This is a genomic window from Enterococcus sp. LJL90 (genome assembly GCF_056924355.1).
On record NZ_JBXPBQ010000006.1, the window covers coordinates 17,838 to 38,399 of the forward strand.

General features: G+C 38.3%; 15 protein-coding genes, 1 tRNA gene and 1 pseudogene. 9 read left to right on the plus strand and 8 right to left on the minus strand.

Translation table 11 applies throughout. The features are described from left to right. Positions 1–41 precede the first annotated feature (41 nt). The gene (gene chvE, locus AC1Z3S_RS13335) at positions 42–1,142 is read right to left on the minus strand and encodes a multiple monosaccharide ABC transporter substrate-binding protein (protein ID WP_461740773.1); all 1,101 of its coding nucleotides are present in this window, start codon (positions 1,140–1,142) and stop codon (positions 42–44) included. 230 nt (positions 1,143–1,372) lie between these two features. Here chvE and AC1Z3S_RS13340 point away from each other — a divergent pair, with 230 nt between their 5' ends. The 3 genes from AC1Z3S_RS13340 to AC1Z3S_RS13350 are packed head-to-tail and all read left to right on the plus strand — an operon-like array spanning position 1,373 to position 5,465. Next, a complete protein-coding gene (locus tag AC1Z3S_RS13340) occupies positions 1,373–2,422 on the plus strand; it encodes an ABC transporter substrate-binding protein (protein WP_461740774.1) in 1,050 nt (349 codons plus the stop codon). A 9-nt stretch (positions 2,423–2,431) separates the two neighbouring features. Then, positions 2,432–3,907: a sensor histidine kinase gene (locus AC1Z3S_RS13345; RefSeq protein WP_461740775.1), complete on the plus strand. Its 1,476-nt coding sequence runs from the start codon at positions 2,432–2,434 to the stop codon at positions 3,905–3,907. Beyond that, positions 3,900–5,465, plus strand: coding sequence for a response regulator (locus tag AC1Z3S_RS13350; RefSeq protein ID WP_461740776.1), 1,566 nt, complete (start codon positions 3,900–3,902; stop codon positions 5,463–5,465). Before AC1Z3S_RS13345 ends, AC1Z3S_RS13350 begins: the two co-directional genes overlap by 8 nt. A 60-nt stretch (positions 5,466–5,525) precedes the next feature. Here the strand turns inward: AC1Z3S_RS13350 and AC1Z3S_RS13355 are convergent, their stop codons facing one another. After that, on the minus strand, positions 5,526–6,962 hold the full coding sequence (locus AC1Z3S_RS13355) for an NCS2 family permease (RefSeq protein WP_461740777.1): 1,437 nt from the start codon (positions 6,960–6,962) through the stop codon (positions 5,526–5,528). A 225-nt stretch (positions 6,963–7,187) separates the two neighbouring features. On the opposite strand from AC1Z3S_RS13355, the gene AC1Z3S_RS13360 reads away from it, so the two are divergent. Then, a complete protein-coding gene (locus AC1Z3S_RS13360) occupies positions 7,188–7,997 on the plus strand; it encodes a Cof-type HAD-IIB family hydrolase (RefSeq protein WP_461740778.1) in 810 nt (269 codons plus the stop codon). A 63-nt stretch (positions 7,998–8,060) separates the two neighbouring features. On the opposite strand, the gene AC1Z3S_RS13365 is transcribed toward AC1Z3S_RS13360, so the two are convergent. The 3 genes from AC1Z3S_RS13365 to AC1Z3S_RS13375 form a co-directional block, all read right to left on the minus strand. Next, positions 8,061–8,759, minus strand: a complete 699-nt coding sequence (locus tag AC1Z3S_RS13365) for an RraA family protein (RefSeq protein WP_461740779.1) — start codon at positions 8,757–8,759, stop codon at positions 8,061–8,063. 955 nt (positions 8,760–9,714) lie between these two features. After that, positions 9,715–10,314 carry a hypothetical protein gene (locus AC1Z3S_RS13370; protein ID WP_461740780.1) on the minus strand — a complete coding sequence of 200 codons (600 nt, stop codon included), beginning with the start codon at positions 10,312–10,314 and terminating at the stop codon, positions 9,715–9,717. Position 10,315: 1 nt separating this feature from the next. Continuing rightward, positions 10,316–11,581 carry a PAAR-like protein gene (locus AC1Z3S_RS13375; RefSeq protein WP_461740781.1) on the minus strand — a complete coding sequence of 422 codons (1,266 nt, stop codon included), beginning with the start codon at positions 11,579–11,581 and terminating at the stop codon, positions 10,316–10,318. A gap of 610 nt (positions 11,582–12,191) precedes the next feature. On the opposite strand from AC1Z3S_RS13375, the pseudogene AC1Z3S_RS13380 reads away from it, so the two are divergent. Beyond that, positions 12,192–13,332: pseudogene (locus AC1Z3S_RS13380) on the plus strand (IS3 family transposase). Between the two features lie 72 nt (positions 13,333–13,404). Here the strand turns inward: AC1Z3S_RS13380 and AC1Z3S_RS13385 are convergent. Both AC1Z3S_RS13385 and AC1Z3S_RS13390 read right to left on the minus strand, forming a co-directional pair. After that, entirely contained in the window at positions 13,405–13,626 is a 222-nt protein-coding gene (locus AC1Z3S_RS13385) for a helix-turn-helix domain-containing protein (protein ID WP_461740782.1), read from the minus strand. A 757-nt stretch (positions 13,627–14,383) separates the two neighbouring features. After that, positions 14,384–14,471: transfer RNA gene (locus AC1Z3S_RS13390), tRNA-Ser, on the minus strand. A gap of 408 nt (positions 14,472–14,879) precedes the next feature. Between AC1Z3S_RS13390 and AC1Z3S_RS13395 the strand changes: the two genes are divergently transcribed. Both AC1Z3S_RS13395 and AC1Z3S_RS13400 read left to right on the plus strand, forming a co-directional pair. Further along, the gene (locus tag AC1Z3S_RS13395; RefSeq protein WP_461740783.1) at positions 14,880–15,635 is read left to right on the plus strand and encodes a threonine/serine exporter family protein; all 756 of its coding nucleotides are present in this window, start codon (positions 14,880–14,882) and stop codon (positions 15,633–15,635) included. Between the two features lie 26 nt (positions 15,636–15,661). After that, positions 15,662–16,123 (plus strand): threonine/serine exporter family protein, encoded by a 462-nt coding sequence (locus AC1Z3S_RS13400; protein ID WP_461735722.1) that lies wholly within the window; start codon positions 15,662–15,664, stop codon positions 16,121–16,123. Positions 16,124–16,434: 311 nt separating this feature from the next. On the opposite strand, the gene AC1Z3S_RS13405 is transcribed toward AC1Z3S_RS13400, so the two are convergent. Next, positions 16,435–17,784: an Nramp family divalent metal transporter gene (locus AC1Z3S_RS13405; RefSeq protein ID WP_461740784.1), complete on the minus strand. Its 1,350-nt coding sequence runs from the start codon at positions 17,782–17,784 to the stop codon at positions 16,435–16,437. A 343-nt stretch (positions 17,785–18,127) separates the two neighbouring features. On the opposite strand from AC1Z3S_RS13405, the gene AC1Z3S_RS13410 reads away from it, so the two are divergent. After that, positions 18,128–18,724: a TVP38/TMEM64 family protein gene (locus AC1Z3S_RS13410; protein ID WP_461735720.1), complete on the plus strand. Its 597-nt coding sequence runs from the start codon at positions 18,128–18,130 to the stop codon at positions 18,722–18,724. A 76-nt stretch (positions 18,725–18,800) separates the two neighbouring features. Beyond that, positions 18,801–20,513, plus strand: a complete 1,713-nt coding sequence (locus AC1Z3S_RS13415) for a glycerophosphodiester phosphodiesterase family protein (protein WP_461740785.1) — start codon at positions 18,801–18,803, stop codon at positions 20,511–20,513. Positions 20,514–20,562 lie beyond the last annotated feature (49 nt).

Sequence of the window (20,562 nt, forward strand, 5' to 3'; positions counted from 1 at the left end):
AATTAGCTTGTACCTCTTCATTCTCAGTTTTTACCTTGTAATTAGTTGCTCAAATCTGCTTCAGTGTAGTAACCAGTATCGATTAATTCTGCAACATAATTATCTTTGTCTACAGAAACTGGCGTTGCCAAGTAAGTTGGCACTACTTTTACACCATTGTCATAAGTTTCAGTATCGTTTACTGGCACTTCTTCATCATTAGCCAAGGCTTCAATCATGTCGATGGTATTTTCAGCAAGAACCCGAGTGTCTTTAAAGATAGTTTCAGTTTGTTCACCAGCAATAATGGATTTCACGCCGGCAATCGTTGCATCTTGACCAGTAATTACTGGTAATGGTTGATCCGCTGAACCATAACCAACCCCTTTTAAGGAAGAAATAATTCCCAAACTAATTGGATCATATGGTGACAAGACAGCGTCTAATTCTTTGTCTGTATAGTTAGCACTCAATAAATTATCCATCCGCGCTTGGGCAGTTGAACCATCCCAACGCAGGGTTGCGATTTGGTTGAAATCCGTTTGACCTGATTGGCAAACTAGTTGGCCGCTGTCAAAGTAAGGTTGGAAGACTGACATCACACCGTTGTAATTAATTAAGGCGTTGTTGTCATCTGGTGAACCACCAAATAATTCAATGTTAAATGGACCCGTGCCATTTTCTAAATCTAATTTATCTTCAATATAAGAAGCTTGTAATACCCCAACGCTAAAGTTATCGAAGGTCGCGTAGTAATCCACATATTCTGAATTCATTAACAAACGGTCATACGCAATGACAGTGATGTCTTCGTTGTGGGCTTTTTCCAATACATCGGTTAAAGCTGAGCCGTCGATGGACGCAATAACTAACGTGTCTACGCCTTTAGTAATCATATTTTCAATTTGAGCTACTTGGTTTTCAACTTTATCTTCCCCGTATTGTAAATCTGTTTTATATCCAAGTTCTTCTAATTGATCCACCATGTTGTTGCCATCTTCAATCCAGCGTTCTGCTGATTTTGTTGGCATGGCAATCCCAACATAGCCTTTGTCGCCGCTGCCGCCGGAATCTGATCCGCCGCTGGAACCGCAACCTACCAATAACACCCCTAAAGCTAACGTTGCAACCACTGCTGCTGCCTTTTTCATATTGAACTTCATCTTGATCCCTCCAAATAATTTTCTTTACGGACTTAGTATAGGTTATTTTCGAACCGCTTACATTGAGTTTTTTTGGGAAAATCTTTAATTTTTTTCCGACATTTCAAAATTGCGAAAAAAAACTTGATTTATTTTTGGAAAAACTTGGATTTCTTTTGATTGCCTTGAAATAGGAAAATAAACCTATAAAAATCTGTTATAATAAGGCCAATTAGAGGAGTTGATTTAAATTGAAAAAATTAGTGGGTTTGTTATTTTTCTTTTTATTTTTAAACGGGTGTTCCACTACTACCACTACAGCTGATAGTGAAACTGATGTGAGCATCCCTAGAATTGTAATCGGTTTCTCTCAATTGGGAACTGAGAGCAATTGGCGTAAGCAGCATACTGAATCGGTTCAAACAGAGCTGGAAAAAGAAGGCTATGAAGTGTTGTATCGCAATGCCTATCTCAGCTTGGAGCAGCAGATTCAAGATATTCGCAGTTTTATTTCCTATAATGTTGACATTATCGTCCTCTCTCCTCTGCAAGAATCTGGTTGGGATGATATTTTATTAGAAGCACAAAAAGCTAATATTCCCGTCTTTGTGGTTGACCGCAGTATTGAAGTCAGCCAAGAAACCCTAAAAAAAAGTGCCGTGCTGGCTCTAGAAGAAGGTGCCGGCCAAGAGCTGATGGTCACCCACATTGGTCCGAGCTTTAAAGCCGAGGGCAACCGGGCTGGCTTATACGTGAGCAATTATTTTCGCAATCAAGAATACAGCGAGGTCAATGTCCTTGAATTGACCGGCAACGTAAATGCCTCGCCGACTATTTTAAGAAGTGAAGGGTTCTCTGAAACCATTCAGCGCAATTATCAAGACAATCAGCAAACGATTCAAGTCGTCGACAGCATCAGTGGCGATTTTATTCGCCGTAAAGGGAAAGAAGCGATGGCTGACTATATCGTACAGAAAGATATCAGCCAAATTGATGTTCTCTTTAGTCAAAGCGATGAGATGACTCTTGGGGCGATGGAGGCTTTGGAGGCAGCCGGCGTTGCACCGGGGAAAGATATTATTATCGTTTCGATTGATGCCCAGAAAAATATGATAGACAAATTAAAGGCGGGAGAGGTCAATTGTGTGGTGGAATGCAATCCGAATCAAGGGATTTATGTCCGTAACGCCATTAAGCGTTATTTAGACGGCAAAACGGATTTGCCTAAGGAAATTTATGTCCATGAAACGGTTTTTTCCGATGACATGGATTTTAGCCAAATTCCCCCTCGCAATTATTAGGTGACTGCCATGAAGGATAGTAGTATCAAAGATATTTTCCGCAAAACCAATATCGTCATGATTGCCATTGCCATTATTCCCTTATTAATCAGTGTGATTTTTTATACGCGGCAAATTTTTATCTACCAGCAAACCATCGGTAATATCCAAGAAGCCAATGCCGTCAGCGAGACCATGCGGGACCGAGCCTTAGAAAGCATGTATGATCTGGCTTATGGTCAAATTAGTATTGAAGATTTTCAGGATAACAACGTGATTGATGAGGTGCGGGAGGATATTTACCATATTCAAGAAAATGTCCAAAGCAATTCTGAACTAAATCGCTTGGATGTCGCCTTAAGGACCCTCAGCAATTTAGAGGATTATCAAAATCAACTGGTGACCAGTGTTGAAAACGATGAGAGCTATGAAGAAGGCGAAGCCATTCTCAGTAACGCTGAGGCGGTTGTCGATAGCGTCATTGATTTTCTCGACCGCTTTGTTCGATTGGAAATTGACTTGGCCAGTCAGACTAATCAAGAGTTGATCCGCTCTGTTTTCCTTTTAACCTTAGCCCAAGGAGTTATCTTATTAGTCATTTTCTATTTCATTCGCCGCAACAGCCGTTTTTTAAGAAAAAAAGTCGAAGACCCTCTAAAAAACTTAGTCGAGCTGTCGAAAAAATTGTCCAACGGTGAGTTAAATTTTCGGGCAGAGATTCCTGACACAATTGAAATGAAAAACCTGACCTATAGTTTGAATAAAATGGCGGAGGATTTAACCCAGCTGCTAGAGGAAAATGCTTTGAAGCAGTATCATTTGGCCCAAAGTGAAATCCGCGTCTTACAAGCGCAGATAACTCCCCACTTCATCTATAATAGTTTAGATGCTATCGTTTCTTTAATTGAAGCCGGTGATTACCGACAGGCGATTGAAATGACCTATGCCCTCTCCGATTTCTTCCGGATTTCCTTAAGCAAAGGCACGGACTGGATTTCTTTAGAACAGGAAATTCGCCATGTGGAGGATTATTTAAAAATCCTCCAGATTCGCTATGGCGCTATGCTGAACTATACAATCAGTTATCCTGAGGAATTAAAAGAGGAAGAAATCTTGAAAATGATTTTACAGCCGCTAGTGGAAAATGCGGTGTATCACGGGACTAAATTTGTCCGCAGACGGGGCTTGATTGAAATATCCGTCACTGCCACGACAACTGATTGGCAAATTGTCGTCAGCGATAACGGCATTGGCATGACGCCAGAAAAGCTGCAGGAAATCACTGATAATTTAAATGAAGGTTTGCTTGGCGAATCTGAAAACGGCTACGGCCTGCACAATGTCTACCAGCGAATTATGCTGAACTATAATGGTGAGGCCAGTTTCAAAATTGAGAGTATCTATCGAACCGGCACCAGCATTTACATCGTAATTCCTAAAAAACATTCCAAAGAGACTGCCGTTTCACTGACAGCCAGCTTAAACAAGGAGGAAAATCATGTATAAGGTCTTTATTGTGGAAGACGAGCATTTGATTCGCGAAAGTCTCAGGCAGCAGGTCAACGACTTGGCCAAAAAAATCCCAATCGAATATCTCGACGAAGCGGCAGATGGTGAACTGGCGCTGTCCTCGATTTTAGATTTGCGACCGGATATTATTTTAACGGATATTAAAATGCCCTTTATGGACGGCTTGACCTTTGCCAAAGAAGCCCGCAAGCTCTTGCCTTATGTCCGCTTAATCTTTATTAGCGGCTTTGACGATTTTGAATACGCCAAAACCGCCATTCAAGTGCAGGCGGATGATTACTTATTAAAGCCGATTAAAAGCGGTGAGCTAGAGGAGGCTTTGTCCAAAGCCGTTAAAAATTTGGACCAGCAAAAAAAACAGCTGGAGGGACCTTCAACGGATAGTGTCATCAAAATTGAATCTCAAAAAAATCAGCTTTTAAACAATTTACTCTCGGGAACCATCGCAATTTCTGATGTCGTCAAGCAGATTGAGCCCTTTCAAAAAAGTTTAGTCGGCAAGAAAATCAATGTCATGCTAGTCAGTAATCGAGACGAACATTTCTTAGGGGACTACACACAGTATGCCGAAAAACTAAATTTTCTTTATCAGACCGACTCGCAGATTTTTTTCTCCAGCCTGTCCAGCCGCTTTATCAAATTATTAATCTTTGATTCCAATGAAAAGACTGTCTTAGAAAAAAGCTATCAAGTGGCGCAAACCTTAATCAATGAATTAGAAATCGGCAGCGATAATCTCGTAGTAGCCACAGGTCCCATTGTCGAACGGATTTCCGACCTGCCTCGTTCCTATCGCAAAGCTAAGGATATGCTGGATAGTTATGGTCTGATTCGGGTGGAAAAAATCATGAGCTATGAAGATAATCTAAAAGAAGGCGAGCTCTCCCCCACCAACCCCTTTAAGATTGATTTGAGTCAACGCTTAGCTGATTTGACGGAAAAAGAAATTCCAGACCTCATTGCCGAACTGTCCAAAGATCAAGGGACAATTGAGCGGACCCGCATGTTTCGCTTTTTTATTTTGATAGAGCTAAAAGGATTGATTTATCGCAATGAAAACATTGATCCTGATGATATTGATATCGAGTTGGATAATATTGAGTTATTGACCACTGCACCAAATAATCAACAGGCCTTCCAAGGTGTTTTAGCTAATTTACTACCGCAATTGTTGGCGAAAAAGGGCAATCCAATGATGCAAAAATATCAAAGCGTTATTCAGCAAGCCCTAAACTATATTAAGGAAAATTTTGCTGATCCCAATATCTCATTAAAATCAGTGGCAGAAGTTGTCAGCCTCAGCGCTGCCCACTTTAGTACGATTTTTTCTCAATCCACTGGCTCAACCTTTATCGAATACTTGACCAATCAACGGATTGAAAAAGCCAAGCAACTGCTGTTAACGACCGATTTGCGGCTATCCGATATCGCCTTTGAAATCGGCTATAATGACCCAAATTACTTTAGTTTTCTCTTCAAGAAAAAAGTTGAGATGTCGCCAAAGGATTACCGGCAAGCAAATTTAGCCAGTTAAAAACAAAAAGGCCCCTAGCAACAGACTGGAAAGTCTCCCGCTAGAGGCCCTTATTTTGTTTTATAAAACAGCTAAGATGATAAAGTTAGCGATAAATAGTAAATCCACTACCCATAAAATTGGAGAAACTTCATTAAATTTACCTTTGGCAACTTTGATGATTGTATAGAAAATGAAGCCGGCCGCAATCCCGTAAGAAATGCTATAACACAAGCCCATAAAGATTGAAGCAAAGAAAGCAGGTACTGCATCTTCTAAATCAGTCCAATCAATATCTTTAAAGGAAGCCATCATCATGACCCCAACCATAATCAAGGCTGGTGCAGTCGCTTGATTCGGCACGATTGAAATCAGCGGTGAAAAGAAGCTGGCAATCGCAAATAAAGCAGCTACAACAACTGAGGTTAAACCAGTGCGGCCACCGGCACCAATTCCGGCAGCTGATTCCACATAGGTTGTGGTATTAGATGTACCGAAGATTGCGCCAACTGAAGTGGCAATTGCATCGGCAAACAAGGCTTTATCCATTTTTGTTTTGAAGCCTTTACTGTCTTCCAGAGCTTCTTCATCTTCTTTAGAAAAGATGCCCGTCCGACGACCAGTTCCAATAAAGGTCCCGATAGTATCAAAAGTATCAGATAAACTAAAGGCAATGATTGTCATAATTACCTGAGGCAATTTACTAGCGTCAGAGAAAAGTGAGCCCATTCCTTCAGAACTAAATGCTGCTCCAAAAACTGTGCCCAATTCAGAAATTGAACTTCCTAAAGAATTTTCCGTCCAGTTGATGGCACTCAAGTCCACCACACCCATTAAAATTCCTAAAATCGTAATCGCCACAATCCCGATTAAAATACCGCCGCGAACATTTAACACGACTAAGACTGCCATCAGCGCAAGACCGATAACCGCCAAGATAATTGCTGGATTATTGAAATTTGCCAAAGCTGGAACAATTCCACCATTGACAGTTGCGCTGACGATGGAATCGCCAGAAATAGTCGCGGAATCAACAGAAGCGGAATCAACAGTAAAAGAAAGCAAGCCGGCGTTTTTAATCCCCACATAGGCAACAAAAATCCCAATCCCACCACCAATTGCGTGTTGCAGGCTTTCAGGAATTGCATGAATGATTAATTTACGAATCTTGGTTACTGTAATAAAAATATTAATAAGTCCACAAATGAAAACCATCGCTAACGCCTGTTGCCAGGTGTAACCTAGCGCAAAAACAACTGTGTAGGTGAAAAAGGCATTCAGCCCCATCCCCGGTGCCTGTGCATAAGGAACATTGGCAAACAGCCCCATAACGAGCGTTCCAATGACTGATGCAATAATCGTTGCTAAAAAGACCGCTTGAAATGGCATCCCCGTTTGCGACAAAATGCTCGGATTAACAAATAAAATATAGCTCATTGCAAAGAATGTCGTAACACCCGCCACAAATTCCCGCGAAACGGTCGTCTTGTTCTCCTTCAATTTAAAGAACTTTTCCATGTGATGATTTCCTCCTTAAAGTTAAATATTACCCTATCACAAGCCATGATTATAAAATCTTTCCGCAAAAATAGCAATGTTTTCCATACAAAAACTTCTTAATAAGTTTTTAATGTTCGTGTTTTATTGAAACTGAATTGTTCAAACTTTAGCAGATAACTTTTTTCACAAGCCAATCTGTGCTAGACTAGAACAACGTATAGATTCAGAAATGAGGAGTTTTTCATGAAAAAATTAATTGCGATTGACCTTGATGGCACAACTTTAAATACAGATTCACAAGTTTCCCCCCGCACAGCGGCTGTTTTAGAAAAAGCCAAACGAGCAGGTCACACAGTAACCATTGCTACCGGTCGTCCTTACCGGATGTCCGAACATATTTATTCCCAGCTTAAATTAACATCACCGATGATAAATTTTAACGGCGCCCTCGTTCACCTGCCTCATCAGGTTTGGTCTGGAGAGCTGGAAACCTTAATCAACCGAGACATTGCCTTTGAAATTTTAGCCCAAAAGCAACAGCTGAACTTAGATTTTGTAGCGGCCGAAAATAAAAATAGTTTCTACATTGATACGTTAGATAATTTTGATGGCAACTTCTTTGCCTCAGAAAAAGCCAGTGAAAAAAATATTTTATCCGCAAAGAACATGACTACCAATCCAAATTCTCTATTGCTGCGGGTCAACAATCCCGACAGCCTCAGCGTTTCAGAACAGTTAGTCAAAGATTACGGTGATTATGTAGAAGTCAATACTTGGGGCGGACCAAATCCGATTTTAGAAGTGGTGGCTAAAGGTATTCAAAAAGCCAAAGGAGTTTCCCACGTTGCCGATTTATTAGGCTTTCAACAAGAGGACATCATCGCTTTTGGTGATGAACACAATGATGTAGAGATGCTAGACTATGCCGGTTGGGGCGTTGCCATGGCCAATGGTACTGACCAAGTAAAGGCTGTTGCCAACGATGTCACCGAAAAAACCAACGGCGAAGACGGTTTGGCAGATTATCTAGAAAAATATTTAGAATTAAACTAAAAAAAATGCGCCGAAGATTGAGCAGCGACAGCTCACCTTCAGCGCATTTTTATTTTGTCCCGATTATCCAGGATAACTCTCATCAATCATTTCAACTTGACCATCAGTTAATGCTTTTTTTAGCCAACTGTGGTCTATTTTTCCGGCTTTAGCTGCTGCAACTTTTGCGGCATCACTAGCGGCATTTTCCTCTGCCTTTTCAATCAAGTTTTGCGCATCGCCCTGAGGAATTACCAGTAAACCATCTTGATCACCTAAAATAATATCTCCTGGCATCACCACAACATGCCCAAGGGAAATTGGAGTATTGATTTCTCCCGGTCCTGATTTATATGGACCGGCCGGTGTCGTGCCGGTTGCATAAATCGGACACTTCTCATCAGCAATCACATCAATATCACGAATCGGCCCGTCAATAACGATACCGGCAACTTTTTTAAAGTCCGCCAAATACCGGTACATAATTTCCCCCAGCATAGCCCGCTGGCGATGCCCCTCATTGGCAATGACCACAACATCCCCCTCTTGCGCCATTTCCAAAGCTTGGCTGACCATTAAATTATCTCCCGCATGGGTTTTTACCGTTAATGCGACACCGCACATTTTTTTCACTGGGGAGCTCATTAACTTTAATTCTGGACTAAAGGTAAAACTGCGACTCATACAATCGGCCACATTAGCTGCCGGCAGTTTTTCAAACCTTGCCACTAAATTTTTTTCCGGCAGCTTTCTCTTTAGATAAATCCGATTTCCAACTGACATGTTTTGCCCTCTTTTCTTATAGATGATTTTTATGGTAATTTTTTTTAACTTTACATTCTTCGGGATTTTCAAGGTAAGTCATATAAATTGAAACTAGTTTACGATTTTGACTCAGCCATAACTACTAGTAAGACTTATTTAGTTTAGCACAAAAAAACGCTTTCTCTGCTGATTTTGCAGAGAAAAGCGCATAGTTTGGCGAAAAGAACAGGTTTAGTACAATAATTATGAAGAACTGATTGCCTTGAGCAACCGCTGGTAAAAATCCTGTTTATTCGCAAAATCACTTAGATTTGAAACTTGACCATCACCAGTTTCAAGAACTAACCAGTGGTTTTTAGTTGTTAATGCAATTATTTCAAGTGAGCAGCAAGCAAAAAATGTTTTATTCAAAAAGTTAGCTAAATATTCTTTCGAAGAATTACTTGAGCTTTAACATTATTCTTCTAATAAAGATTAATTGATAAAATTAATTATTTTGTTTTAAAAATCCATGAATACTCTCAAAATAACGTTTCTTAGAGCCTCAGGATAATCAGAATATCCTATCTTTTTCATAATTATATTCATTAGCAACACTGCTATCAAAAACTATTTAACACCTGATGTTAATTCAACAGTTTCTTCCGTTTTATTAGCTTCTTAACATCATTAGCTCCACTAATCTTCTTAGGAATATCCCCAATATCTTATACTTTATCTGTAAATTTAAAACTATCTGAATTTTTGTGCAATAAATATAGCCAGCTTTTTTTAGCTATTTTGCTATTGCTAAATTGATTAGTGAGCTTATATATTTATACCAACTTTTAATCATTTGAATGCCAATCTTATGTTACCTTTTTATATACCATCACCTTTAATAAACTTAGCTACTGGCAACTTGATTAGTGAGTGCTTGATTACTAGTCAAGGCTTTACTATCCGACGCCAATCTGATAGTAAAGTGCCTTTTTTAGTTATAATTGTTGAAATATTCAATAATTAAATTTTGCATAGAATCATTATTAATTGTATCATCGCTTATAAAATTTGAAAACAAATCATAAACTTCTTGATTTTGATATTTATATAAAAGTTTACAAATAGGCAGTAGCATTTCTGATTCTATATTTTGATTATTTTGAAAATATTTAGCTAAAATTTTTGCTGAATTATTATTTATTTTATTTTCTGCCACTTCAATAAATATATTTTTTTCATAACTTGAATAAGCTTCTGATATAATTAGTTTAATAAGCTCATCTCCAGTTAAATCCTCTTTAAATATACTTAATCTGCTCTTATCTACATCATTTCGAGCTTTTTTGTCGTCATTATAATAATTTTCTAAAAAAGTGGGATAATCAACTAGCTCATAAACTAATGAATTCATTTCTCTAAGGTACGAACTAGTATTTTCTTTGTAAATCTGAAAATCTTTAAGTTCATATATTGATAATCCTCCAAAATCATCAACTATTCTAATTTCATCTTCTTTTTTTATAAGAACTGGATAGAGTTTATTAACAGTAATATCTCTATTTGCTTTGTTAGAAATTACTTTTACAATCATATTATCTAACCCCTTTTGGTATAAAATTATTATCTAAGTCTATAATCCAAAAATCATCAGTAAGTCCTTTCCTAAATTTAAGATCTTTAGGAATTGGTACTTTCATTTTCACATCATAATAACTAATTTCGTCAGTTTTTAAATTCTGATAATAGTGAATCTTCCCTGTACCCATTGACGTTTCATAGCTATATGTTGACTCCATTTTCGCCCAGTCTGACATGGAGCTTCCATTCTTAGTGAGCTCAGAAACTACCTTAGGGTCTTTTAAATCAGAACCAGATATTATAGGTTTTGAGTTTTCGAGTACATCACCTTTCATCAACTCATTTTTATACTTTTGATAATGGGCACTATTTTTTGAGTTATTTGGAATATTAGCTCCACTGGCTTTTTTTTCAACATCTCCCAAATCATCTAAAATAGACCCTTTGTTTACACTTGTTGAACCTTTGCTTGAACTTGTTACCCCTTTGCTTGAACCTGACGAACTCTTACTAAATTTACTAGTAGAGAACGCTGCTACAAATGGTGATGCTGCTTCGGCATACATCATGATTCTAATTCCAGCAAGTTCTGCATCAGAATATTGGTGCCCCGAGACTGGATCAATACCTGTTCTTAAGATTTCTTTGAACCGTTCTAGTGTTGGATTCTTGAAATTTTCTGAACTATAAGTTTCTGCTAAATAATTGTTTCGCCATCTTGTCGCTTCTGCTGAAGGTCTACCGGTCCTTTTGTCTACCCAATCATTCCAATTGGTAGACCAAGAGAAGTTCTCATTGAATTCTTTCATTGTCATTTCTAATTTCTTTGGTACAAATGTTTTACCTTGCCCACTCTCCACAATCTCAATACATTCTGGGGTATCCTGACTACACCCCAGCTTAGATTTCATGGTTAGCGTCTCTACTGCTTGAAGAGTGGTGAGCGTTTCTGTTTCTTTCCACTCTAAAAAATCTGGCTCACAGGGAATATCTTTTGCTTCCCCCATTGCTTCTTTGTATTTTTTCGATAGCTTTTTGCAAACACCAAAATTTTCTTCTGCAATAGCTTTATCTTCTGATGTTAAAGCAATTTTAGCATCCCCAATACTCATATTACCAAAACTTGTTTTTAGTAGGGTTGCTTCTTTTTCTCCCTGTTGACATTTGACTGTCGCTCCGGTGATGACAAACTCTGGACTCCCTCCGCCATCCGTTCCAGCTAACAGACTGATTCGTTTTGACAGAAGAATTGTTTTTGGATTTAGTGTAGATGTTCCCAACCAATCAACCTCCACTCCTTTTTTTAGGCAAGAATTACATACTACATCCCTAATACCGCCGATAAATTTAGTTGTTCTAATCAAAATAATTCTACATTTATTAAATCAGCCTAAAAGTTATAATTTTTTTCATCGTGATGACATAATGTAAAGGTAAATTGAAATTTAGCACTTATATGTGCCAATAATATGGAGAATTCTTCAAATAAAAATTTTTGACGATTGACCATTTTCAATTTCAATAATTACGATGGAAATACCAAACAATTATTTTAGTTCTTTAAGGGCTTCTTCGATTTTCTTTTACAAAGGCTGAAAATTTATCTAATTAATTCATAATACCAAGAGATTCTTCAAAGTCCATCCCTACAAATCAAGAAGAAATTTTCCTAAGGCTGCCATTTTTATAAGCTCTCCTTTATTGAGAATTTCCTTAGAGTTAAACCAAGTATCTTTGTTACATGGTCGTGATTTAAGGTTTCTCCTTCAATTAGCTAATCTGTCATAACTTTGGTCTTTATCATTTTGAAAATCTCGCATTTTTGATGCTAGGATGATTTCAAGGACACGATTTGGTAGAATTTAACTACTAGAAAAGGACGTGTCCAAAATGGCAAAAGCCAAGAAAAAATTTGATGAAACCTTTAAAAAGACAATTGTTGAGCTCTATCAGACCGATCAATCGGTTGAGCGGTTGTCTGAGGAATATGTTATCGCTACTCAAACCATCTATCGCTGGATAAAACTGTATGCTAAAAATGAAAAAACAAGCATGAACGAAGTAGAGATTCTCGCTATGAAAAAAGAAATGGCCCGCATGCAGGAGGAAAATGCCATTCTAAAAAAGGCTTTAACCATATTCGCTCAAAAATAGCCTCCAACGATGTCTTTGAATTTATTCAATCAAATGAACCCCAACATAACGTAAAACAGATGTGTCAAGTAATGGAAATTTCCCGATCCAGCACTATCAGTGGACGAATCGCAAACCTTCGAAACGAGAAAACGAAAATAACCGTCTTACTCGCTTAATCTCAGTCCTTTATTTTGAGAACAAGGGGATCTATGGTGCACTCAAAATTCATCAACTGCTCATTCGTCGTGGTGAAGAGGTTTCCTTGAAACGTGTCCAAAAGCTAATGAAAACAAGTGGTTTGCGTGCGATTACGCTTAAAAAATACAAACCTGGCAAACAAGCAAACGTGAATGCCAAAGGACGTGAAAATTTATTAAAGCAAGACTTCACCACAATAGCGCTTAACCAAAAATGGGTTACAGATATTACTTACATTCAGACAAAGAAAAACGGTTGGACTTATCTATCAACCATTCAAGACCTGCATTCGAAAAAAATTATTGGTTGGAAGTTCAGTAAACACATGACAACAGAACTTGTGATGGAGACTCTGGATCATGCATTGATCAAGAGCCAACCATCGGGAAACCTGATCCTGCATTCGGATTTAGGAGCGCAATATACGAGTAATGCCTATGAAGAAAAACTTCAGGCATTAAAAATCCAGCATTCCTTTAGCCGAAAAGGCTGTCCTTACGACAATGCTGGGATTGAATCCTTTCATGCCTCCATTAAGAAAGAGGAAGTGTATCCCTCAAAAATATATGAAAGTTTTGAAGAAGCACATTTAGCGATTTTCCAGTACATTGAAGGCTTTTACAACCGTAAACGAATTCACAGCAGTATCGACTATTTAACGCCCAATAGGATGGAGGAGTTAGCATTACAAGCTTAGTTTTTTTGCCGACTACACCTATTTTTTTGGCGACAATTCCATAAGGAGGCCCTTCATCGTTTCGCTCGGCGGTCAAACGGGTTGGGTTTGATGGCTGAGCGAGACGATGAAACAATCACTCCTCGGAATTTCCAAAAAATCTCTTAAATCGTGTCCAAGATATTGACTCAAATCCATATTTTTATTCTCAATAACACTTATGGTAGCTTGATTACAAATCCCATCAGCAAGCTCTTTTTGTGTCATCCGTAATTCTTTTCTTTTTGAAGCAATAACTTTTCCGTTTATTTTCAAAATTATCCCCTTTGTTGACCATATTTTCAAAAAATAAAATCTTTCATTGCATATTATTTATTTACCCTTTATAATATTAATTATCAAATAATAAATTATTATTTGATAATTTAACCTAGACTGGAGACTTACTAATGAATTTAAATCAAATTTTTAACATGATAGTTTGCTTTAGTATCATACCTCTTGGTAATTTACCCTGGCTCTAGAAAATAATTTGAAGATTACTCCTCGTAATAAAGACTACCATTCTGTTACGCATTTAAGAATTCGGGCTTCAACGAATGTCCTACAACCAATAGAATAGTATGTTTATCATATTTTTGGTTTAATTATCTCGCAAACTAATGCGACAGAAAGAGTCATTGTCACTGGAACTAATTTCATCATCAATTTTTCTTTAACCTGGAAAATCGATTCAATTTTTTTGAGCTACAATACTGATCAACCAGTTGAAATTCTGATTCGCTCTCATTAGTTTAGAATCGGTTTGTCAATAATGTCTCAATTTATCATTGATTAAAACCATAGATCAAGATTTCTATCTATTTATTATAGTAATTTTTTTCGAAATACTCAATATTAAAATGAAATTAGAATTGAGATTTCCATTTCTCTATATGTAAAAGTTTCACACAAATGTGCATGAATTTTTTTTTACTCAAATTTTTCTGCTAATTAATCAAAAAAAAGATAAACTCACCTTATTCGGAAGAGTTTATCTTTTTCTTTTTTACTTAGGTACGTTTTATTCTTAAGGAAGGTACAGGATTTGAACCTGCGCACCGGTATAAGCCGGTTCGGCGGATTTCGAGTCCGCTGCATTACCACTCTGCCAACCTTCCGCAAAGACTATTTTTCGCTTTTTTTTAAATTTTGTCAAGTGGAAATCTTTATGTAGGAGGAAAACATTAAAAAAGCCGCTACCTCTAGAAACGAAGTAGCGGCCACTATTCACCTTATCTAATTGTTGTCATGGTTTCATCTGAGGCCTCTTTTAAAAACTCGTCATAGTTAAAAATTATCTGAATCCATTTCTTAATCATGAAAACCGCCTCCTTTATTTGATGGCTTTATCTTAGGATTTAGGACTTAAACCAAGCTTAAGAAAAACAGCTGTCTAAAAAAATTCATATTTCAGCGAAAAATGATTTGACGGAAGCGGCGGTTTCAGGCTATTCTTGGGAAGCACAAGAGATTTTTGTTCACTCATTTTTGACAAAAATTTCATATTTAAAAAGGTGGATTAAGCCATGACAGAGGCGCAAATGCAAAATTTAATACTACGGACCTGCCTTTTAGCCGGCAGGATTATGACTGAGTCTGGGTCAGAGGCTTATCGGGTGGAGGACACGATGCAACGGATTGCCACAAATGCTGGTGAACCGGAAAATTCCAGTTATGTCACGGCAACGGGACTTTTCATGAGTTTAAAAAGTAGTAACTACAGTCAGTTGGAGCAGATTAAAGACCGCACGATTAATTTGGAAAAAGTCGTGGCGGTGAATCAACTATCCCGCGAATTTGCAGCAGGAACAATCGACTTGGTGACACTCCATCAAGAATTAAAGAAAATTGATCATGAAACACCGACTTTTCCTGCATGGTGGCGAATTTTGGCTGCCGGGGTGATTAGTTGCACGCTCTTAATTTTATTTGGTGGCGTTTGGTCGGATTTTATTCCGGCTTTTCTAATCGGGGCCATTGGCTATACTGTCTCCCTCTATGGTATTTACTGGTTGGAAATTCGTTTTTTAAACGAATTAGTAGCGGCCTTAGTGATTGGCAGTTTGTCGTTTATTGGCTTCCGTTTGGGAATTATTGCGGATGTCGATACCGTGATGATTGGTAGTCTGATGCCTTTAGTTCCCGGTGTCGCCATCACAAATTCTTTTCGTGATATTCTGGCGGGGCATTTAATCAGTGGGATGGCTCGCGGAACGGAGGCGATTTTTACAGCAGGGGCGATTGGGACAGGTATTTATTTGGTGATTAAATTATTGGGCTAACGTATTTTTTAGATAGAGGAGCAACCATGACAATTTTTTTAAATTTTTTCTTTAGCGGTCTGGCCACGATGGCCTTTGGAATTATTACCAATATCCCAAGGCGGGCTTTACTTGCCTGTGGTGTCACCGGTGGGATTGGTTGGGTCCTCTTTCATTTTTCTAATGAAATGGGCTTAGGTCTGGGGGGCGCAAATTTTTTAGGCGCCTTATCCGTGGGGATTATCAGTGTCTTTCTCTCCCGCAGGTATAAGATGCCTTTGATTATTTTTAATATTCCTAGCCTAGTCCCGCTAGTTCCCGGTGGTCCCGCCTATCAAGCGGTGCGCCAAATTATGCAGGGAAATTATGAAGCTGGCCTGCAAAACATTTTGATTGTGATTATCACAGCTGGCGCCATTGCGATTGGCTTTATGGTGACCAACTTAGTCGAAAAACTAGCTAAATTCCTTTTGAAAAATCCTTATCAAATAAAGCGGAAAAAGCCTTAGTCAAGAGCTTTTTCCGCTTTTTTTTTGTATAATAAAGGAAAGCAGTCAGGAGGTTTTTGACAATGAAAGATATTCTTACGATTATTTTGCTGTTAGGGGCTTTTGTTCTATTGGGCTGGAATGCATCGGTGCTGCCGGAGATTACCAAAAGTTGGGCCGATAAAAACAAACGGGATTCTTAGTCACTTGTTTGAACATTTATCCATGAAAAAAATCCAAACTAGATTGAGTTTACCTGAGGTTTCAAAAGCCTCGTTGTAAAGTTACCAGCCAGCTTGGATTTTTTATTTTGTCTTATAGTGGGTCAAATTTTAATTGACACCTGCAAACGTCGTATAAATCAAGAAAATATTTAAAATGGTTAAAACAACTGTGACCACCCAAGCAGCATATTTTACGATGGGCCGACTGGCGAATGGTCCCATCAGCTGCTTGTCGCTGGTAAAAATCGTCAGCGGAATAATCGAAAATGGCAGAGCAACACTTAAAAAGACTTGTGTGTATAAAAGTAAATCCTCCACTGCATTTTCGCTGCCGCCATATAAAATCACGCAGACAATTACCGGGAAAATTGCAATCAAACGAGTGATTAACCGCCGCAACCACATTGGCAATTTTAAATGTATGAACCCTTCCATGACAATTTGCCCAGAGAGTGTACCGGTGATGGTGGAATTTTGACCAGAAGCCAGTAAAGCCACTGCAAACAATGTCGACAACAAAGGACTAGCAATCGGGCCAACAATTGAGCTATCTTTGAGAGCATCATATAAATCAACGAAACGACCCAAATCACTGTTGGTGCCAAAGAATAAAGCACCACCCAAAACTAACAGTAGACAGTTGACAACAAAGGCAATCGTTAATTGAATATTCGAATCCCAAATCGTAAATTTAATTGCTTTTTTCACTTCACCTTTATCGTTGCGATCAATTTTGCGACTTTGAGAAATGGAGGAATGCAAATATAAATTATGGGGCATCACGGTAGCCCCGACGATTCCTAAGGCCAGAAACAACATACTGCGATTGGTGGCAATTTCAGGAACTGGAATAAATCCTTCCAACACCTGACTCCAATTGGGATCAGCCAAAATAACTTCATAGGCAAAAACGAAAAAGATTACTGAAATTAATAAGGCCACAACAATTTCGACTTTTCTAAACCCAAGCTTAGTCAATAATAATAGGAGAAACACATCAAAGGTTGTAATCAAAACCCCGATTAAAAGCGGAAAACCAAATAATAATTGCAAGGCCACTGCCCCACCGATAACTTCGGCAATATCGGTTGCCATGATGGCCAGCTCACTAATAATCCACAAGGCAAAACCTCCAGCCTTACTTGTGTGCTGGCGAGTTGCTTGGGCTAAATCCATGCCGGTGACAATCCCTAATTTGGCTGCCATACTTTGTAACAGCATCGCAATCAAACTGGAAAGTAAAATGACACTTAATAGCGCATATTGATAAGAGGCGCCTCCAGAAATGGAAGTAATCCAATTCCCCGGATCCATATAGCCGACAGCCACCAACGCCCCCGGCCCGCTGAAGGCCAAGAGAGTTTTAAAAAAGGAAGCATTCTTCGGTACTTCCACCGTACTATTAATTTCTTCGAGACTTTTTATCTCAGAATTTTCTGTGATATCTTCTTCTCCCATCCTGAGTCCTCCATTACATAAATTTTATTTCAATGCTGTTCACTTAATTTTTTAGGCATCCCTAAATTCATTTTTTATTATAGGACTTTTCTTAAAAAAAGTAAACGGAGACACCCTTTTTAAGAAAAAGCATAAGTTTTCCCTGATTGACCCAAATCAGACTTAAGTCTGGTGAATTTCCCGTAAAATTTCGTTATACTGATTTTATACTTCAGCAGTCACGGGAAAACTTACAAAACTGTTCGTTAAGAATCGTTTTCTGTAGTGGCGCTGTCAAAATTATTTCCCTATAATAAGTGTAACAAGATCTTTACTAGGAAAGTAGCCAAAAGGAGCTGATGTTATGAGCGTTGCAACATCGAGAAAAATCATCAACCTAATTTCAATTTTAGGAATTGGCTTTAGTATCGCCATCACCTTTTATTTTATTCACTTGGGTGTCTTTAAGGATATCAATGCCTTACGTGGCCTCGTTGGCAACTCAGTGATTTTAGGTCCTGTCATTTTCATCCTAATTCAAATTCTACAGGTTGTCATCCCGATTATTCCTGGCGGGATTAGTACGGCGGCCGGTGTCTTAATATTCGGTCCCTGGATGGGCTTCGTTTATAATTATGTCGGCATTTGTATCGGCTCAGTAATTATTTTCCTTTTAGGACGACGCTATGGCAAACCTTTTGTTATGTCATTAGTCAGCGATAAAACTTACAACAAGTACATCAGCTGGTTAGATAATCAAAACCGTTTTGATAAATTATTCACGCTGGCAATTTTCTTCCCAGTTGCACCGGATGATGCCCTTTGTCTGATGGCTGGCTTGACTAATATTTCGGTTAAAAAATTCACTTGGATTATTCTTTTAGCAAAACCCGCTTCCATCTTCTTATACAGCATGGCTTTAATTTATGGCGGAAACTTGCTTTCAGGTTTATTAGGCTAAAATAGATATCTGTGACAGAAGCGCAGTTGGCTTTTTGTCACAGTTTTTTTATACTTTCATTTCAAAGGAGCTGCATATGTCACTGGACCCTCATGCAAAAAAAATCAGCCGGCCTGAACCACAAAAATTTCAGACCGGACTTTTTCTAAAAATTATTTTATTCGGAATTTTACCATTGCTGGCTTTGCTTTTAAAGATAAGCGGCAATTTTGTTTTAAAAACCCCTGCAAATTGGGTTACCTTTTGGCTAATTTTCAATAGTTTATTAGTTGTTTTCTTATTGGTGTTAAGTCTGGCAATCCATTATTTGACTCTACCATCCCCTGAGCCCAAGCAATCGACTGTTCAAACTACTAAACAGCACCTACTGTTTTCTTTAACCAGCCTAAAGAATCATTTTTGGAGTAAATTTCTTTTGTTGGCTTGCTATGCTTTCATCAGCTTGCCAATCTTAGCTACTGGTTTCTTTTTGACAATCTTAAGGACACTGCCATTGTCTGCAACGCTAATTGATTTTATCTCCATTCAGCGGGTCCCAGTTATTGGCAGCTTAATTGCCTTCTATCTGGTTTTATTGTTTCTAGGCTTTCGTTTTCTTTTTACTCTACCATTAATGATTATAGAGGAAAGCGGCTTTAAAAAAGCTCTTGCAAAAAGTTGGCAGCTAACCGCTCAAGGCAAAAAAAATATTTTCAGTCACTTATTTTTCTCTTTACTAAAATATTTTGCAATCTTGTGCGTAGCATTTCTTTTTTGTTGGAGCTTCCAAATAATCAGCGAGCTAGTCTGGTTTGAAAATGCAACTATAACTGGCAGATTTTTAGTCACACTCTTGCAATATTTTTTTGTATTGAATTGGGAGTTCTTTTTTTTAGGTTTGCTAAAAAAACTGGTAAACTCCCTACAAGAAAATTCTATTTTTCGCCAACCAGTTCGTTTTTCTTCGATAGCTTTTACAGCAATCATTGCTCTGATTCCTTTAATTGGCGGGAGTTTTTACAATTTTCAAAGCCTACCGGTGGCATTGGTGAGCCCGCAGCCGACGATTATTTCCCACCGGGGTGTCAGCAATCAAAATGGTCTGCAAAACACGCTGAATGCTTTAGAAAAAACAATGCTGGACAAGCCAGATTATGTTGAGATTGATGTGCAGATGACCAAGGATAGACAATTTGTCGTCTATCATGATTTTGATTTGCAGCCGCTTGCTGGCATATCTGGCAGCATTCCCCAATATAATTTAAATGACTTGGATGGGCTGCCCTTACGAGAGGGGCAGCAAAAAGATCAATTAGCAAGTTTTTCCGATTATTTAGCTCAAGCCCGTTTGTCTAATCAAAAATTATTAATTGAATTGAAATCAGAATCCGTTGATACCCAGGAAATGGTCCAATTATTTTTAGCTGAATATTTGCCAGAGTTGAAAGAAACTAGCAGCCTTTTACAAAGCTTGCGTCTGTCGATTGTAAAAGAATTAAAAAAAGCAGCCCCTGAACTAAACGTTGGTTACATTATGCCTTTTTCAATTAGCCAGCTGCCTAATTTGCCGGCCGATTTTATTGCAATTGATTATCGAACGGTGACGCAAGCCTTGATTGATAGATCCCATCAGTCGAATCAAACTGTTTTTGTCTGGACGCTGAATAATCAAAAAGCTATTCAGCGCATGGCAAGTTATGCTGTAGATGGCATTATTACCGACAATTTACCTGTGACACAATTGGCCCTTGAACAAAATCAACTTCGCTATTCCAATCAATTATTTTTTCTTAGTCTAGGTTTTGGCTAAAGAGAAGCCCCCAAGCAGCCCGCTGAATTTTTCAGCAAGTTTCTTGGGG

Bases quoted from the DNA above. Each gene is read 5' to 3' on its own strand.
- chvE (WP_461740773.1), bottom strand. From the start codon at position 1,142: ATGAAGTTCAATATGAAAAAGGCAGCAGCAGTGGTTGCAACGTTAGCT.
- AC1Z3S_RS13345 (WP_461740775.1), top strand. From the start codon at position 2,432: ATGAAGGATAGTAGTATCAAAGATATTTTCCGCAAAACCAATATCGTC.
- AC1Z3S_RS13350 (WP_461740776.1), top strand. From the start codon at position 3,900: ATGTATAAGGTCTTTATTGTGGAAGACGAGCATTTGATTCGCGAAAGT.
- AC1Z3S_RS13355 (WP_461740777.1), bottom strand. From the start codon at position 6,962: ATGGAAAAGTTCTTTAAATTGAAGGAGAACAAGACGACCGTTTCGCGG.
- AC1Z3S_RS13360 (WP_461740778.1), top strand. From the start codon at position 7,188: ATGAAAAAATTAATTGCGATTGACCTTGATGGCACAACTTTAAATACA.
- AC1Z3S_RS13365 (WP_461740779.1), bottom strand. From the start codon at position 8,759: ATGTCAGTTGGAAATCGGATTTATCTAAAGAGAAAGCTGCCGGAAAAA.
- AC1Z3S_RS13370 (WP_461740780.1), bottom strand. From the start codon at position 10,314: ATGATTGTAAAAGTAATTTCTAACAAAGCAAATAGAGATATTACTGTT.
- AC1Z3S_RS13395 (WP_461740783.1), top strand. From the start codon at position 14,880: ATGACAGAGGCGCAAATGCAAAATTTAATACTACGGACCTGCCTTTTA.
- AC1Z3S_RS13400 (WP_461735722.1), top strand. From the start codon at position 15,662: ATGACAATTTTTTTAAATTTTTTCTTTAGCGGTCTGGCCACGATGGCC.
- AC1Z3S_RS13405 (WP_461740784.1), bottom strand. From the start codon at position 17,784: ATGGGAGAAGAAGATATCACAGAAAATTCTGAGATAAAAAGTCTCGAA.
- AC1Z3S_RS13410 (WP_461735720.1), top strand. From the start codon at position 18,128: ATGAGCGTTGCAACATCGAGAAAAATCATCAACCTAATTTCAATTTTA.
- AC1Z3S_RS13415 (WP_461740785.1), top strand. From the start codon at position 18,801: ATGTCACTGGACCCTCATGCAAAAAAAATCAGCCGGCCTGAACCACAA.